This is a genomic window from Paenibacillus sp. J22P218 (assembly GCF_056269195.1).
Window position 1 is genome coordinate 367,184 of sequence record NZ_JBWDNL010000005.1, and the last position, 16,882, is coordinate 384,065.

Annotated in this window: 13 protein-coding genes; 3 read left to right on the top strand and 10 right to left on the bottom strand. The window is 52.4% G+C overall.

Annotation, left to right across the window (positions count from 1 at the left end; all coding sequences use genetic code 11):
• Nucleotides 1–9: 9 nt before the first annotated feature.
• From AC0YN0_RS22705 to AC0YN0_RS22730, 6 genes are all read right to left on the bottom strand, one after another.
• Nucleotides 10–1,110: a cation diffusion facilitator family transporter gene (locus tag AC0YN0_RS22705; RefSeq protein ID WP_475823303.1), complete on the bottom strand. Its 1,101-nt coding sequence runs from the start codon at nt 1,108–1,110 to the stop codon at nt 10–12.
• A gap of 169 nt (nt 1,111–1,279) precedes the next feature.
• Nucleotides 1,280–2,968: a glycerol-3-phosphate dehydrogenase/oxidase gene (locus AC0YN0_RS22710; RefSeq protein WP_475823304.1), complete on the bottom strand. Its 1,689-nt coding sequence runs from the start codon at nt 2,966–2,968 to the stop codon at nt 1,280–1,282.
• Nucleotides 2,969–3,153: 185 nt separating this feature from the next.
• Nucleotides 3,154–4,644, bottom strand: coding sequence for a glycerol kinase GlpK (glpK, locus tag AC0YN0_RS22715; protein ID WP_475823305.1), 1,491 nt, complete (start codon nt 4,642–4,644; stop codon nt 3,154–3,156).
• A 24-nt stretch (nt 4,645–4,668) separates the two neighbouring features.
• On the bottom strand, nt 4,669–5,244 hold the full coding sequence (locus AC0YN0_RS22720; protein WP_442052176.1) for a glycerol-3-phosphate responsive antiterminator: 576 nt from the start codon (nt 5,242–5,244) through the stop codon (nt 4,669–4,671).
• Nucleotides 5,245–5,274: 30 nt separating this feature from the next.
• Nucleotides 5,275–6,306: a LacI family DNA-binding transcriptional regulator gene (locus AC0YN0_RS22725; protein WP_475823306.1), complete on the bottom strand. Its 1,032-nt coding sequence runs from the start codon at nt 6,304–6,306 to the stop codon at nt 5,275–5,277.
• Between the two features lie 209 nt (nt 6,307–6,515).
• Entirely contained in the window at nt 6,516–6,881 is a 366-nt protein-coding gene (locus tag AC0YN0_RS22730; protein ID WP_337100055.1) for an ArsR/SmtB family transcription factor, read from the bottom strand.
• A 146-nt stretch (nt 6,882–7,027) separates the two neighbouring features.
• Here AC0YN0_RS22730 and AC0YN0_RS22735 point away from each other — a divergent pair, with 146 nt between their 5' ends.
• Both AC0YN0_RS22735 and AC0YN0_RS22740 read left to right on the top strand, forming a co-directional pair.
• Nucleotides 7,028–7,189 (top strand): hypothetical protein, encoded by a 162-nt coding sequence (locus AC0YN0_RS22735; RefSeq protein ID WP_337100056.1) that lies wholly within the window; start codon nt 7,028–7,030, stop codon nt 7,187–7,189.
• A gap of 36 nt (nt 7,190–7,225) precedes the next feature.
• Nucleotides 7,226–7,870, top strand: a complete 645-nt coding sequence (locus AC0YN0_RS22740) for a metal-dependent hydrolase (protein ID WP_475823307.1) — start codon at nt 7,226–7,228, stop codon at nt 7,868–7,870.
• A gap of 215 nt (nt 7,871–8,085) precedes the next feature.
• Here the strand turns inward: AC0YN0_RS22740 and pruA are convergent, their stop codons facing one another.
• Genes pruA through AC0YN0_RS22755 form a run of 3 tightly spaced genes read right to left on the bottom strand, consistent with a single transcriptional unit; the run spans nt 8,086 to nt 11,810 of the window.
• Entirely contained in the window at nt 8,086–9,633 is a 1,548-nt protein-coding gene (gene pruA, locus AC0YN0_RS22745; RefSeq protein WP_475823308.1) for an L-glutamate gamma-semialdehyde dehydrogenase, read from the bottom strand.
• A 36-nt stretch (nt 9,634–9,669) separates the two neighbouring features.
• Nucleotides 9,670–10,584, bottom strand: a complete 915-nt coding sequence (gene rocF, locus AC0YN0_RS22750) for an arginase (RefSeq protein WP_475823309.1) — start codon at nt 10,582–10,584, stop codon at nt 9,670–9,672.
• The gene (locus AC0YN0_RS22755; protein ID WP_475823310.1) at nt 10,581–11,810 is read right to left on the bottom strand and encodes an ornithine--oxo-acid transaminase; all 1,230 of its coding nucleotides are present in this window, start codon (nt 11,808–11,810) and stop codon (nt 10,581–10,583) included. Before AC0YN0_RS22755 ends, rocF begins: the two co-directional genes overlap by 4 nt.
• Nucleotides 11,811–12,147: 337 nt before the next feature.
• Here AC0YN0_RS22755 and AC0YN0_RS22760 point away from each other — a divergent pair, with 337 nt between their 5' ends.
• Nucleotides 12,148–16,269: an S-layer homology domain-containing protein gene (locus AC0YN0_RS22760; protein WP_475823311.1), complete on the top strand. Its 4,122-nt coding sequence runs from the start codon at nt 12,148–12,150 to the stop codon at nt 16,267–16,269.
• 105 nt (nt 16,270–16,374) lie between these two features.
• Here the strand turns inward: AC0YN0_RS22760 and AC0YN0_RS22765 are convergent, their stop codons facing one another.
• A complete protein-coding gene (locus AC0YN0_RS22765; protein ID WP_475823312.1) occupies nt 16,375–16,869 on the bottom strand; it encodes an SRPBCC family protein in 495 nt (164 codons plus the stop codon).
• Nucleotides 16,870–16,882: the final 13 nt, after the last annotated feature.

Genomic DNA, 16,882 nt, shown 5'->3' on the forward strand with positions numbered 1-16,882 from the left:
TTGTCTTTTTTATACCCGCAGCTCGGCATGCCGTAAGGATGAGTTCTCCACCTGAATCGTGGCGTGGTCGATGCCGTATCGCTCCTCGATTAGCTTCAATGCCTCGCGCAGGACGGCCTGACTGTCCGCATCATCGCGAATAATAAGATGGCAGCTTAACGAATCGATGCCGGACGTAATCGTCCAGATATGAAGATCATGCACATCGCTAACGCCTGTTACGCCGAGCAAAGTTGCTTTAACTTCATCCGCATCAATACTGTGCGGCGTGCCTTCCATCAGAATATGAACGGTGGAGTTGATGATGCCCCATGCGCTTTTCAGAATGAGCAGCGCGACAATAACGCTTATAATCGGATCGGCGATGTACCACGAGAACAACAGCATAAGCAGCCCGGCAATTATCGCGCCTACGGAGCCAATCGCGTCGCCGATGACATGCAAGTAGGCGCTGCGAACATTCAGATTATCCTTTACGTCGCCTTTGCGCATGAGGAACCATGCGCTCGCAAGGTTCGCCAGCAAGCCGATACCTGCGATGATCATCATCGATCCGCTCGCTACAGTCGGCGGTTCCCAGAAACGCTTGATCGCTTCCGCGATAATGAAGCCGGAGATGACGAACAGCGATACGCCGTTAAGCAGGGCAGCTAATATTTCGAAGCGATGGAAGCCGAATGTTCGCTTGGCAGAGGACGGTCTTGCGGCGAACCACATCGCGGCGAGACTAAGCGCAAGCGCAGCCGCATCGCTAAGCATATGCCCGGAATCGGAGAGCAGCGCCAGCGAATTCGTCACGAGGCCGCCGACGAATTCCAGCACCATAATGCCCGCCGTTATGACGAAGGCGAACAGCAGCCCCGCTTTATTGTTCGGTCCATGGGAATGCCCATGGTGGCTGTGTCCGTGATGGCTATGTCCGCCGTGACTATGACTGTGGTTATGATTGTGACTACGGTCCTTACTTGGCTTATGAGCATGATCAGCGCTATGATTGCATCCATCGCTATGTTCATGAGACTCATGCGAGTGCTCGTGGCTCTCTGCACAACCTTCCTCTTTATTGCCGGCCTTGCTGCTGCTTAATCGTTCACGCGGTTTCTCGCCCATGTTAAATCTCCCCCAACTTGCTCTTATGAATTCGACATTGAATAATATATGAATACATGCTCATATGTATTATATGAATAATTTGCTTGTTCCGCAACTTATATTGCCCAATTTCACACAATAAAAAAAAAGAAGCCGACGCTCAAATGCGCCAGCCTCTCCCCTATTGTTATTGCTTCGGCGCTTCGACTGCCTCAGCCAGCTTCCGCTCCAGATCCTTGCTGTACTGCGCCTGCTGCTCTGCCGTCCATCCCAATTGCTGAGCCATTGCGGGAATTACAGCGCCTTTCCACTTGCGTACTTCCCCAATCCGGAAGAATAGATCGCCGGTTCTGCGGATGAAGAAATCCTCCGGCTTCACCGTCATTTCTTCCTCCATCGAATAACGGAGCTGTATGGCAAGCACTAGCGGCAGCTTGTGGGAGGTTGCCCACTTCGCCGTGACTACATTAGCGAGTGCGTATAGCTTCTCGGCGTTCGAGCCGTATTTTTCCGCAATCATACGCGCTTCGCTTTCCTTCAAGCCTGCAGCCATCCCTTTCTTCACCTGAGCAGCTACATAGGCTGCGAATCCAGCCGATCCGCCCGTATCGCCGCCCGACATGCGCAGCTCCTTCGTATCGCTGCGGCCTATGCCGATAGCCCCTCCGTCCTTGCGCAGCAGCTCGACCGCTTTATCTACGACCGTCTCAGCCATCTTACGATAGCCCGTCAGCTTGCCGCCCGCAATTGAAATGAAACCCGAGTTCGATACGAAGATCTCGTCGCGGCGCGATATTTCCGAAGGCGACTTGCCTTCTTGCTGAATTAACGGCCTTAGCCCGGCCCAGCTTGATTCCACGTCGGCAACGACAAGCTTCATTTGCGGGAACATGAAGTTCGCCGCTTGCAGCAAGTAGTCTCGATCCTCCATCGTCATGACAGGCGTTGCCGTATCTCCCTTATAATTCGTATCGGTCGTACCGAAGTACGTTTTGCCCTCGCGCGGAATCGCGAATACCATCCGTCCGTCCGGAGTGTCGAAGTACACCGCTTGCTTAAGCGGGAATCGTTCGCCGTCGAATACAAGATGGACGCCTTTCGTCAGACGCAGCGTCTTGCCTTGTTTGGAGCCGTCTTTTTCCCGCAGCTCATCTACCCACGGACCTGTCGCATTAATCACTTTCGCCGCCCGGACGTCATACGTCTTGCCGCTGATCATATCCCGTACCGCAGCGCCTTCTACTACGCCGCCGCTGTTGTAGAGCAGGTTATCCACTTTGGCATAGTTAACGGCAAGCGCCCCTAGCTCAAACGCTCTTTTCATTACTTCGATCGTCAGGCGAGCATCGTCCGTTCTATATTCCACATAGTAGCCGCCGCCCTTTAATCCGTCGCGCTTCAATAACGGCTCTCTGCGCAGCGCTTCCTCGGCGCTAAGCATTTTGCGGCGCTCTTGCCTCTTGACGCCAGCTAGAAAATCATAGACGCGCAGTCCGATGGACGTCGAGAACTTGCCGAATGTGCCCCCTTTGTAAAGCGGCAGCAGCATCCACTCCGGCGTCGTCACATGCGGCCCGTTCTCATATACGATCGCCCGCTCCTTGCCCACCTCGGCCACGACGTTAATCTCCAATTGCTTCAAGTAGCGAAGACCGCCATGCACAAGCTTCGTCGAACGACTCGATGTGCCAGCCGCAAAATCCTGCATTTCCACGACAGCAACGCGAAGCCCTCTCGTTACCGCATCAAGCGCGATGCCGGCGCCTGTAATGCCGCCGCCAATGACGAGCAGGTCCAGCTCCATGCGTGTCATCTCTTCTAATCGAAGTTCCCTATTTTGCGCGGCAAAAGCCGTTTCTTTCGTATCCGTATTCATATTTTCCGCAGCCTCCCAGCGCTCTATACCTATTATTGTTCTGTTGATCGCATTTCGTTACTCCTAAATGCAACAAAAAAAGAAACCACGTTAACCGCTCTCCCCCTCAAACGAGGGTACGAAAGCGGCTATCATGGTTTCTCCGTGTCTCCAACCGTTATTAACTTGTCGTTATTATAACATGATTACTTGGCAAATGCCATGGCAGCCTTTACCGCGCGGTGCCAACCATCGTACAGCTCTTGCCTTCTCGAATGTTCCATGCCCGGTTCGAACACCCGCTCCACTTGACGAAGGGCAGCAAGCTCCTCCTTGCTGCTCCAGAAGCCGGTAGCGAGCCCTGCCAAGTAAGCTGCGCCAAGCGCCGTCGACTCGCTCACGAGCGGCCGCTCCACCGGTACTCCTAGAAGATCGCTTTGGAACTGCATAAGCAGGTTGTTGCCGATCGCGCCGCCATCGACCGATAGTGCTTGCAGCTCAAGACCCGACTCCTCGATCATGACCGAGAGCACGTCCTTCGTTTGATAAGCGAGCGATTCCAGTACGGCGCGTACAAAATGAGCCTTCGACGTCCCGCGCGTCAGCCCGAATGCCGCACCGCGGACATCGCTGTTCCAATACGGCGTGCCGAGTCCAACGAATGCGGGTACGACGTAGACACCGTCCGTCGATTCCACCTGCTCGGCCAGCGCCTCGGTTTCGCTTGCCGATTCAATCAACTCCAGCCCGTCACGCAGCCATTGAATGGCTGCGCCCGCTACGAATACGCTGCCTTCAAGCGCGTATTCCAGCTTGCCGTCGACTTCCCATGCGATGGTCGTCAGCAAGCCGCGATCGGACACGATCGCTTGCTCGCCCGTGTTCATCAACATGAAGCAACCTGTGCCGTACGTATTTTTCGTGCAGCCTTTATCGAACGCCGTCTGTCCGAACAAAGCCGCTTGCTGATCCCCGGCCATGCCCGCAATTGGAATCGACGCTCCGAATAGCTCGGGGGCAACATGACCATAAACTTCCGACGAGGAGCGAACCTCGGGCAGCATAGAAGCCGGAATATCCAGTATGCGCAGCAGCTCATCGTCCCAGCGGCGATCGTGTATATTGAACACCATCGTACGGGACGCATTCGTCACATCCGTCACATGTACAGCTCCGCCTGTCAGCTTCCAGACGAGCCAGCTATCGATTGTGCCGAACAGCAGCTCTCCGCGTTCCGCTCGCTCTCTTGCTCCATCCACGTGATCAAGCAGCCACTTCACCTTCGTGCCGGAGAAGTAGGCGTCGATCAGCAAGCCAGTCCGCGTATGGAACGCGCGCTCATGGCCGTCTGCCTTGAGCTGCTCGCATATCGGCGTCGTTTGGCGAGATTGCCATACAATGGCGTGATGAATCGGCTCACCTGTCGCCTTATCCCAGACGACGGTTGTCTCCCGCTGATTCGTAATGCCGATGCCGGCAATCTGTCCCACTGCAATACCTGTCTTCGCAAGCAAGCCTGTAATTACTTTTTTAGCTGATTCCCATATAAATGACGCATCGGCTTCTACGGAGCCAGGCTCCGGGTATACGAGCGGAAGCTCCTCGCGTACCATATCGACAATATGGCCGCTGTGATCGACCAGCAGCGCCCTTGTGCTCGTCGTGCCTTGGTCGAGCGCCAGCATGTATTTGTCCATCCGATATTCCTCCCCAAGAAGTATCTATAGTTCATTGCCTGTACTGAAATTTTGCCAAAGCTCCTTGCGTGAAGTCGTAATCGCGGAAGCGCCTGCCGCGAGCGCATTCGATACGTCGCCCGCAGTCCGAATAAGCCCGCCGGCAATGATCGGAATCCCGCTCCGTTCCTTAACCTCGCGTATCATATCGGGCATAATGCCCGGCAGTACTTCGATGTAATCGGGCTGCGTCTTCTCGAGCAGCGTATAGCTGTGCTCGATCGCATCCGAATCTATGAGAAACAGCCGCTGTATAGCAATCAGCCCGTTTTTTTTCGTCCTTCCGATCACGGTGGAACGCGTCGAGATCAGACCTGCCGGTCTAATGGATTGGCATAGAAACTCCGCTGCATACTCATCGTTTTTCAGTCCATCGATCAGATCGGCGTGCAGCAGCACCTTCTTGCCATGCTGACCAGCCAGGTCGACAAGCGGCTTTAATTGACCCAGATGGCCGCCTAGAAGCACCATATACGTATAAGGAGTGGCAAGAACCGCCTCCACATCCTTCTGTTTGCGCACAGCCGGCAGAACGCTCTGGCCTACTGTCAATAATGGCATGTAATCGACTCCGTTCTTATGCGATATCCGCTAGTCATTCCGCCTCGGACGACCGCTGCTCTCCCGCTCCAACAGTCTGGCGGGCAAAACGATTTTTCTTGCAATATCCCTGCCCCCAGCCATCCGATCCGCAAGCAATTCCACTGCTGTCTCGCCCATATGCTCCATGTGCACCTTAACGGTTGTCAGCGGCGGCTGCATATATGCGGAGATGGGAATGTCGTTGCAGCCAACGATCGAGATATCATGCGGAGCTTGCAGCTTGGCCTCGTGCAGCGCTCTCAGCGCGCCAACAGCCATCGAATCGTTTTCGATAAAAAAAGCCGTCGGCAGCTTGCCGCCTTCTATCGCAGCTTTCATTAGCTTGTAGCCTTCTTCGGCGTACAGATTGTCGCCCGTATATACAAATGCCGGATTATAAATGTCTTGTACGGTAAGCCGCTCTACGAATGCAAGCTCTCTCTCATCCTGCACCCGCTTGTTGTTCACCTTATTATGCCCGCCAATATAACCAATTTCCGTATGGCCTAGCCCAACCAAATAGTCGAGCACCTCGAACACCGATTTGCGCAGGTCGATAACAACCGAATCGAATCGATTCTCCTCCGGCGACGAATCAACGAACACGATATTCGTCATGCCTTCGGGAAAACGCTCCAGATCATCCTTCTCGAAACGACCGATCGCGACAATGCCGTCGAGCGGCTCGCCTAACCAATCAGAAGTCGAGTCGCCGCCTTGGACGAACAGCTTCACCATCTCGATCTGCCGCTGGAAGCATTCCTTCTCCGCGCCAAGCCGAATCGCCAAGTAATACGGATCCAGCATCTCCTCTTGCTCCGAGTACCAGCTTACGAGGCCAATCCGGTAACGTTCCTTAGTCTGCGCTTGCCCGCTCCCGTTTCGCTCTCGGAGCGTCTTATAGTTCAGCTTCTGCGCAACCTCGAAAATCCGCTTCCGCGTCTCATCCGTAACGGAAATGCCCGGATCATAATTGAGCACGCGCGATACGGTTGCGATAGACACATTCGCTTGCTGCGCAATATCTTTTATGGTAGCCATGCTAACTTTCCTTCCTGCATTTCGGTTCAGTTCGCAGCCGTCGCTACTTCTCTACCTACAAATATACGATTATTTTACTAAAAATCAAGTAAAATTATCACTCATAATTTTACCCACCGGCTGTTATGTTCCTGCCAAAGATAGATCCCCCCGCAGTCTAGCGCCACTAAAAAAGAGGCAAACCCCTTACCTTCGGGTCGCCTCTTCGTTTATTCATGCTTTAAATGTTGTAGCGTTAGCGTGAAAACTTGCTCCACATGATCGTCATCCAACGAGTAAAATACCGTTTTCCCTACTTTTCTGCGCTTCACGATCCGCATATTCCGCAGCAGCCTAAGCTGATGGGAGATCGCGGACTGCCCCATCTCCAGCACTTCGGTCAAATCATGGACGCATAGCTCCGACTGCAGCAGCGCATGAATGATTTTCACCCGCGTCGGGTCGCCGAGCGCCTTGAACAGATCAGCCAGCTCCACGGCTGTCCCGTCGCTCACGAGCTTGCTTTTTACGTCCGCAATATCGGCTTCCGTCCCGGCGCATGTATCCTCGCAGGCAGCGGCTAATTGATTATCCATTTTCATCCCACCCGCTCCATCATTTCGTGAGGCTATTATACCATGTTTCGTTTCGTACCGTGTACCGCTTCCATAACGGCTTATCTTTCCTCTATAATGAAGCGTAATCGCTATCCCTAGCGAGCAAGGCGAAAGGAAGTGGACCTATGTTCACGCTTAAAGAAAAGCTCTATTTGCTGCAGCTTCTAAAAAAGCAAAAACGCAGACGGTTCTTCGGCTTATTGAAGCGCGACCCGCTGCATGATCAAATTGTAGAGAAGCTGGAGCAGATGGTACGCAATGAACGCGTCAACCACGAACATTTATGAACAGCAAGCAGCGACTAGTCAGTCACAGGAGGAATTATGACAGGTAAAACACATCTAACCATCGGAGCGGCAATTGGCGGAGCCGCATCAATCTATTATCCGTTCACGCTTCAGCATGCCGCGTTATTCATCGGTATTGCGGGTTTCTCGGCATTAGCTGCCGATCTTGACGGCACAAGCATGCTGAGCAGCAAGCTTGGCAAGCTGTCGAAGCTCATTCGCGAGCTTATGTTATGGGGCGGCGTCGTGTTTATCGGCATTATCGCTTACTTATTTTTTACGGGTCATCCCGTTTCCCCTATCCTCATTGGAAGCAGCGCTGCTGCGCTTCTGCTCGGCCTCGTTATGAAACAAGGCGCCATCCGTAACGCGCTTGTGAGCGTAGTCGGCTGTATCCTGATGTATGTCGGCTTCACCTATCAGATGAATTGGCTCATCGGCTTCGGTTTGTTTGTCGCATGGGTCCCTTGGCTGAAGCATCGCGGCATGACGCATACCGTATGGGCGACGCTCATCTGGGCTGCGATCGGCTGGGGCTTGGAACAGCATCTGCAGATAGAAGGGATCGCCGTCGTTGCCACGCTTGGCTATTTGTCTCATCTCGTTGCGGACTCCCTCACGCCAAGCGGAGTAAAATGGCTGTATCCGTTATATAAGAAATCGATCAAGCTGCGCGTGTAGCGTACTTAGGACTTCGGCAACTCGGGGTAAGCCAAATAGTGAGGCAAACCTCATTTCCCATGAACCTAGCATCATGGCGAGTGAGATTTGCCTCACTATTTGTTTATAACACTTCAGAACCTCCATAAAGAGTGAGGTTAGCCTCACTCTGCATGAGATTTACCTCACTCACTCTACTCCTCCTGACCGCAACCGCCAACGTATGATCCCGCTAGCTAGAACCGTTCCGTCACCACCTTCGACTGCATGAACAACAGCAAGTAATCGCGTCCCCCCGCCTTCGAGTTGGTTCCCGACATATTGAAACCGCCGAAGGGCTGGACACCGACGAGAGCGCCGGTACATTTGCGGTTGAAGTAGAGATTGCCGACATGGAACTGTTCCCGCGCTTGCTCCAGCTTGCTGCGATTGCGGGAGATAACCGCTCCCGTCAGCCCGTATTCCGTATTGTTGGCGATATCGATCGCCGCCTCGAAGTTGGCGGCACGGATGAAAGACAGCACCGGACCGAATATCTCCTCCTGCGCGATGCGCGCATACGGCTCAACATCTTTAATAATCGTCGGCTCGATAAAGTATCCGCCGTTCCCGCCTTTGCTTCCTCCGTAGACAACAGTGCCTTCGCTGCGCCCAACCTCGATATATTTCAGGATACTGAAGTAAGCCCGCTCGTCTATGACCGGTCCAATGTGCGAAGTAAGCTCATTAGCCTTGCCGACCTTAAGCTGCTTCGTCCGTTCGATAACTTTGGCGATGACCGCATCATACACTGCTTCGAGGACGACTGCCCTTGAGCAAGCCGAGCATTTCTGTCCGGCATAGCCGAACGCCGACACCGTTATAGCCTCCGCCGCCAAGTCGAGATCGCAGTCCTCGTCGACGATGATCGTATCCTTGCCGCCCATCTCGGCGACGACGCGCTTAATCCACTTCTGATCCTGCTGCACGGTTGCCGCCCTTTCATTAATGCGCAGCCCGACTTCGCGCGAGCCGGTGAAGCCAATAAATCTTGTCAGCGGATGCTCCACCAAGTAATCGCCAATTTCCGTGCCTGATCCCGGCAAAAAATTAACGACGCCGTCCGGAAGTCCCGCTTCCTCCAACAGCTCAATGAACTTCGCCGCAACGACTGCCGTTGCGCTCGCCGGCTTCAATACGACCGTGTTGCCGGCCACGATCGCCGCCATCGTCATGCCGGCCATAATCGCCAGCGGAAAATTCCACGGCGGGATAATAACGCCCACGCCTAACGGTATATAGAACACTTCATTATCCTCGCCGGGATACGGAACGATCGGTTGCCGTTCCGACAGCCGCTCCATCTCCCGGCCGTAATACTCCATGAAGTCGATCGTTTCTGCCGTATCCGCATCCGCCTCGGCCCAGCTTTTGCCCGCCTCGTAGACAAGCCATGCGGAGAATTCGTGCTTGCGGCGGCGCAAGCTGGCTGCCGCCTTGTAGAGCATTCTTGAACGGGCCGAAGGCGCGACGCGTTTCCAGTTATCGAACGCCGCTGCCGCTGCTAGAATGGCTTTATTAGCGAGTGCCTGATCGGCCTGCGATACGATGCCGACGAGTTGGGTCGTCTGGGACGGATTGATCGAACGACGCTTCGTAGTCGTCTCGATCCGGTCGGCGCCGATCTTAATCAAATACTCCTTGCCTAGCTCCGACTCTACTTTGCGGAGCGCCTCTTGAAATTCGTCAATTCGGTCGCTAATCGTGAAATCGGTAAACGGTTCGTTCTGATAAGGCTCCCGCATCAGCATTTCCCCCTTGCTGGACAGAATCTAATCATCTTACAAAATCTGATCACCGAGTAAAGATCCGATTAATTCTACGGCAAGCGTTGCTGTTTTGAGCCCTTGATCAAGGCTCGGATTCACCTCGACCAGCTCGGCCGATGTTGCGATCCCTGCTTGGTACAGCAGCTCCATCGCCAGATGCGCTTCCCGGTAGCTTAAGCCCCCCTTGACGGGAGTTCCCGTTCCGGGCGCTTCCCTCGGATCTACGCTGTCGATGTCGAAGCTGATATGCACGCCGTCCGTCTCGCGCTGCATGCGGCGGATGACTTCATCCATGACTCTGGCAATGCCCATCCGGTCAATATCATGCATCGTGTAACATGCGATGCCAAGCGACCGTATGAACTGCTTCTCGTCCGGATCAAGCGATCTGGCCCCGACGATCGCGACATGCTCCGGTTTTATTTTCGGACAGATGCCCCTAAGCTTCGTAAGCGGATCGAACCCTCTCCCTAAGCTGATGCCAAGCGACATCCCGTGGATATTGCCCGACGGACTCGTATGCTCCGTGTTCATGTCCGAGTGGGCATCGAACCAGATGACGCCCATATTGGCGTAATGCTCGGCGAGTCCGGCAATCGTGCCGATCGCGATACTATGATCGCCCCCAAGCACTAACGGGAAGGCGCCGCTTGCGACCGCGGCCGACACCTGCCCCGCAAGGCTGTCGCTCATCGCATACACTTCGGCCGTGTGCTTCATATTAGGCGGCAGCTGAGCCGGGTCGAATGCATCCGGCACCATACTCGCGACGACCTCTGCAGCGATTTCGTACGGAATCGAGAGCGAATTCAGCTTCTCGGTTAATCCCGCATCCTGCAGCAGACAATCAGGGCCTAACGATGCCCCTCTCGTTCCAGCGCCTAGATCGAACGGAACTTTAATAATGGCAACGCGGGACAGCGTCATGATGCTTCGTCACCTCCCGCCTCGGACAGAGAATCGTTTCCGAATACGGATCTCAATCTTTCGATCGCATAATCGAGCTCCGCTTCGGTAATAATGAGCGGCGGAGCAAGGCGAATAACCGAGTCATGCGTTTCCTTGCATAATAAGCCCAGCTGCATCAGCTTCTCGCAATAGGGACGCGCTGATGTATGAAGCTCGATGCCTATGAACAGCCCCCGCCCTCTAATATCCTTAATTTCCGGGTGGGACATGCTGCTCAGCTTCTGCAGCATGTAGTCGCCTAGCTCGGCGGAACGTTCAGCAAGCTTCTCCTCCTCGATGACGGCGATTGCCGCGGTCGCGACAGCGCAGCTGAGCGGATTGCCGCCGAACGTCGAGCCGTGCGAGCCGGGCTCGAACACATCCATAATCGCCCCATCAGCGGCGATTGCAGAGATTGGCGTCACGCCGCCGCCGAGCGCTTTGCCGAGCACATAAATATCCGGCACGACTTGCTCCCAGTCGCAGGCGAACCGTTGCCCGGTTCTGCCGAAGCCCGTCTGGATCTCGTCGGCGATCAGCAGCGCGCCATGCTCCGCGCATAACCTCGCGGCATGCCGCAGGAAACCGTTCGGCGGGATTCGAATTCCCGCCTCGCCTTGGATCGGCTCGATGAGCACAGCCGCCGTATTCTCGCTGAAGGCGGCGGCTAGCGCGTCCGGGTCGCCGTAAGGAATGATGCGGAAGCCGGGGGTGAATGGCCCGAACGCTCGCTGGTACTCCGGCGTTGACGAGAAAGAGGTTGCCGTCAGCGTCCTGCCGTGGAAGTTGCCTTCGAACACGATAATTTCCGCCTTCGAGTCGGCAATGCCTCTCACATCATAGGCGTAGCGCCTAGCTGCCTTCACCGCCGTCTCCACGGCCTCTGCCCCAGTGTTCATCGGCAGAATACGCTCCTTGCCCGTATAAGCGGCAAGCTTCTCATAAAATAAACCGAGCATTTCATTATGGAACGCCCTTGAAGTGATCGTGACTTTGTCGGCTTGCTCCTTCAGAGCCGCAATGATCCGCGGATGGCGATGGCCTTGGTTCAGAGCAGAGTAGGCGCTAAGCATATCCAAGTAACGCGCGCCGCTCGTATCCTGCACCCACACGCCTTCGGCGCTGCTGATGACAATCGGTAAAGGGTGATAATTGCGGGCTCCGTAGCGCTCTGCCAGTTCAATCCCATTATGTGCCCTGTTCATCTCCCACTCCACTCTCCTCCAGTGTTTGCGAAGCAAACACTTTTCCTAAACCTAATCATCATGAGCTCTTTTTGTCATTTTATGCGCCTAGTTGTTTCCACATGAGAAAGTTTGGTTCCAAACATGAAATCATATACTCCCTATCCCCCAATCATCCCACTAGTGGTGCTTCAATGATTAGACACTATATGTATGACTATGCTTCACGCATGAAAACAAACTAAAAACAATAAAAATCAACAATAAACAATATCTTAATGTGTTTTTAATCTTAAGTTAACAAAACATCTCTATGATCACTCTAGATAACCATAACCTTTTGAGGAGTGATTCTGTTTTGGAAGCACCACTAAAAAAGCTGCTTGCCGCTACTCTAGTCGCTGCAGTTACATTCACAGTGCCAACCCTTCCCTATCTGCCGCAATCCTATTTGCAGACCGCGCACGCCGCAATTCCAAATTCAGATTTCGTTTTGAACATGCCATTCGAGAACAATCTGACAGACAACTCGTCCAGCCCACTTACTGCTGCAGCAGTCGGTAATCCAACTTACGTCACGGGTCGAAATGGAAAAGCAATCAATCTCAAAAAAACAGATTCCATCAAACAATACGTTAATTTGGGAAACCCAGCCGCGCTTCAATTCGGCACAAGTGATAATTTCTCCTTGTCCTTTTGGATCAAATCGCCCGGCCTTACATCCGATCCAGCCGTTATCGCTAACAAGAACTGGAGCACCGGCGGAAATACCGGCTATGCCCTTGTCCTCAAAAACAGTACGTTAAGCTGGAATTACCGAACTGCAGGCGAAAGCCGGCTTGACGCGGATATTCCTAACGTCGCTGACGGCAGTTGGCATCATATTGTTATTTCACATGATCGGACAAGCGGTCGAGTCGACTTTTATAAAGATGGAAGCCCCGTTAATGTCACCAAAGTACGAGGAAATAACTACAACAGCATTCCAAGCACGATGGACATTCAAGGACTAAAAGGAACAATCGATGCAGGCCTCAGCACGATGCTCGGCAATGACGGTACCGGCAACTACGCCTCCAACTTAGACGTATCGCTGGACGATGTACAAATTTTACGGCGCGCCGTTACAAGCAATGAGGTTGCGGAAATCTATAATTCGGCTCCTCCTGTCGCGCTTGATCCATTCAACGGCACTATGATTTTGAAAGGAGCGCAGCATGCGGTGCAAGGATCTACTTTCCGTTATCTCTTGGACCTTCGTACCCCTGCTATGAGTACAAGAATCGATAAAGTAAATGTCGAGCTTGCCTATGACAGCGATCTATTCGAATTTGACAGTGCGACTAACGCTATTGATGCAGATACTTCCGTACCAGGAGTAGTCAAGCTGCAGTTAACGGCAGGCAAGGTTTACAACCAGACGAACCCGTTGGAATTCAAAAACGCTACGGTTTCCGAGATCAAATTTGTGACCAAAGCTGCTGAAGGGCAAGGTGAGTTCGAGATCAGCAGAGCGGAATTTATGAACGGCACGACTCCGCTCGTAATTGAATCGTTTAACACACAGCCGTCCCTCATCCAGATCCACCCGAAGGATACAGAGGATTTGAACGAAGACGGATACGTTACGATCGGTGATGTCGCCCTTGCAGGGGACGGCGACCAAGACAGCGCTCAGGCTATTGCAGACAAAGCAACGTATCAACCTTACAAACGTGTTGTTGTCATTGGAATTGACGGAGGTGGCGTATCGGTTACTCCAACTGCCCCTTATTGGGAAACGTTCACCTCTGTCAAAGAAGAGGTCGGAGCGCGTCTATCGATTCCGACGATTCGAAGCCTTATCGAGAACGGAGCTGCCAGCTATACGGCTCAAACGACGATCCCTACCGTATCATCTCCTAACTGGGGTTCTATGATGACCGGCGTCGACTACAGCAAGCATAAGATTGGCAATTACGAAAGCGGCAATTATACTTACAGCGAAACTTCCTCTTATCCTACTGTTTTCAAAAAATTGAGAGAAGCGCTTCCGGGGACGAAACAAGCGGCTTTTGCTACGTGGAACAACGTCATCAACGGCCATATCGAGCCTTCGGTTGGCGTTGAGGGCACCTCTATTAGCGATGAAGCTAATGTGGAAGCTTTCGCTGAATATGCAGCCAGCGGCAAAGCAAAAGATACATCGCTCATTTTTTTCCAATTCGATGATGTTGATCATGCTGGGCATTCTTACGGATTTTATACCAAAAAATATTATGAGCAATGGACCAAAACAGACAAAAATGTAGCTTCAATCTACAATACGTTAAAAACAAATGACCTACTGGACGATACATTGATTGTCATGCTTCCCGACCACGGTGGCGCTGTAGAAAACGACGATCACACATTAGGCGGCAACCAATACGATCACGCTATTGAATCTCCGCTGTCCAAAACCATTTTCTTTGCTGCCAACGGCCGCACAGTGGCTAATGACTCGGGAAAAGAAAAGGTGCTCCAAGGCGGAGCGACAAAGGATCTTGCTGCCACCATTCTAACCGCACTCGGAGTAGATAAACCGATCGGCGATTCCAAAGTAATTAACGGCATGTTCGTTCCACAGCAGGATCAGAACAAAGCAGATGCTTCCAATCTAATGCTTACGAAAATTATCAATCGGACGAGTAAAGAAATACAAAGCTATACTGTTTCGCTGGATACCCTTGCCTTGGACACCAAAGCAATTGACCTGGAGCTTACAAGCTCCGAGCTTGCGATTACAGCAATCGTGCCTGCGCAAGAGGGCGTAACGGTACTTCGTAATGAAACCGATAACGGCAACACAAGAATCATTCTCTCGTCCGTTACTGCTATTGAACCAGATGCTCCGATCGTTAACTTACATGTTGAAGCTAACGGTTCGAACCCGGAACTACTGCTTTCTCAAGCTATGGTTTCCGATTCATTAGGGAAAGAGTCGCTTCCCAACTTCCACTATGACGTTCAAGAAGAGCTGGAAGTACCTGTTACCGGCATCGAGATGGGCAGCGAGCAGCTTGACCTGCTTGAAGGCCAGACGGCAGAGCTAATTGCAGCAGTACTTCCTTCCAATGCGACCAATCAAAATGTAGCTTGGACAACAAGCGATGCTGAAGTTGCAACCGTAGAAGTTCTAGCGGGCAAAGCATTTGTTACCGCAATCACAGCTGGCACCGCTACGATCACCGCTACAACAGCAGAAGGCGGCTTCCATGCAGCAACTACGATTACAGTAAACCGTCCAACTGGCGCAGACCTGCTTGACCTGAAGGTTAACGGCACGTCAATCGAGGGATTTGCCACCGATCAATTCATGTATACAGTCCATGTACCTAACAGCACGACAGTAACCGAAATCACCTATATGCTTGCAGATTCAAGAGCCATCGTCACGATCACCGGAGGCGACAATCTCGAGGTTGGTGATAATTTGGTGAGAGTAGATGTAGCGGGACCTGATGCTACAGAAAGGCATTACCAGATCACCGTTAACAGAGCGAGCGCCGCGCTTTCATCTAATGCTGATCTGCTTAACCTGAAGGTCAATGGAAAAGCTGTACCAAACTTCACTGCGGACAAAATAAACTATAACGTGCAGGTTTCGCACAGCACGACCGTAGCCAATATTGCCTATCAGCTTGTAGACGCAAGAGCAACGGTGACCTTGACGGGCGGCGAGAGGCTCACTGTCGGCAATAACACCGTAACGCTGATCGTAACGGCCGAAGACGGCACAACTAAAACATACACCTTAATTGTCAAAAGGGCGAAAGCGTCTGGAGACTCGAATTCGAACGGGAACGAGAACGGAAATGGGAATAGCGGTGGAACTACACCTACACCTACACCTACGCCTACTCCAACCCCAACTCCAACTCCAACACCTACTCCAGAAGAACCGGAACCGACAACGCCTGTAACGCCGAAGGATGTTCTTGGACATTGGGCGCAGAACAATATTGAGAAAGCCATTTCACTAGGCATTGTTGAAGGAAATTCGGATGGCACTTTTCGGCCTGGGCAATCAGTTACTAGAGCTGAATTTGCGGTTATGCTAGTCCGCGCTTTGAAGCTTCAAGGCTCGGAATCTCAGCTCACATTTACTGATGCCGAGCAAATCGGCGATTGGGCGAAAGATGAGATTGCTATTTCAGTCAAAGCCGGTATTATAAGCGGATATGCAGACGGAAGTTTCCAGCCGAACAGAGAAATAACTCGTACGGAAATGGTTGCCATGATCGTAAGGGCACTTGGACTCGAAGCAAAAAATAATGCATCAACCAGCCATTTTGCAGATCGAAGTGACTTCCAACCTTGGGCAATCGAAATCATTGCAATCGCTGAGCAAAATGAATTGATCACCGGTTATCCTGGCAACCTGTTTGCTCCGAACAAATTTACGAGCCGCGCAGAGGCAGTCACTCTATTGCTTAGAATGCTAGACAAATCTAAATAATGTTTTCTGTATTCTTACTGCTCATAAAAAAACGCCGGGATCTATCTAGATCCTGGCGTTTTTTGATATTGAGCCTGAGCATTCAATCGATTCGACGCATTTAATTCAATTGTTCAGCTCTGCGAATATCCGGACGTATTGCTCATACCTGACTTCCCATTTTCCTTTGCGGAATTCGGACGTTACGGCATCTTTTTCACCGTCCAGCAGCATACCGACGACATCCAGACAAACGTCCCAACCGGCAATATCTCGCGGCGTATGGCTCGTAATCGACTTTATAATCTCGGTAAAAACCAACTTGCATCCGCCAACGCCATCTTCATAAAGCTCGAATCGGACGCGGTCTGTATCCCACGTATACTCCAGCACAGAGCCAGTCCGCAGCTCCGTAATAACCATATCTTCGAAGGTTCCGTCCTGCATATCGAACTTGATTACTCCGCCTTCGCGCAGTTCATCCACCCGCAGCTCAGAAAACCATATGGGCAGCTTATCGTTGTCCGTCAGCCAGGACCATACCTCCTCCGTGGAATGCGTCCAGTAACGCTCGAATCTAGCCGTATAACCCGCTTCCGCTTTCTGTATGACAGCTAACATGCAATATCTCTCC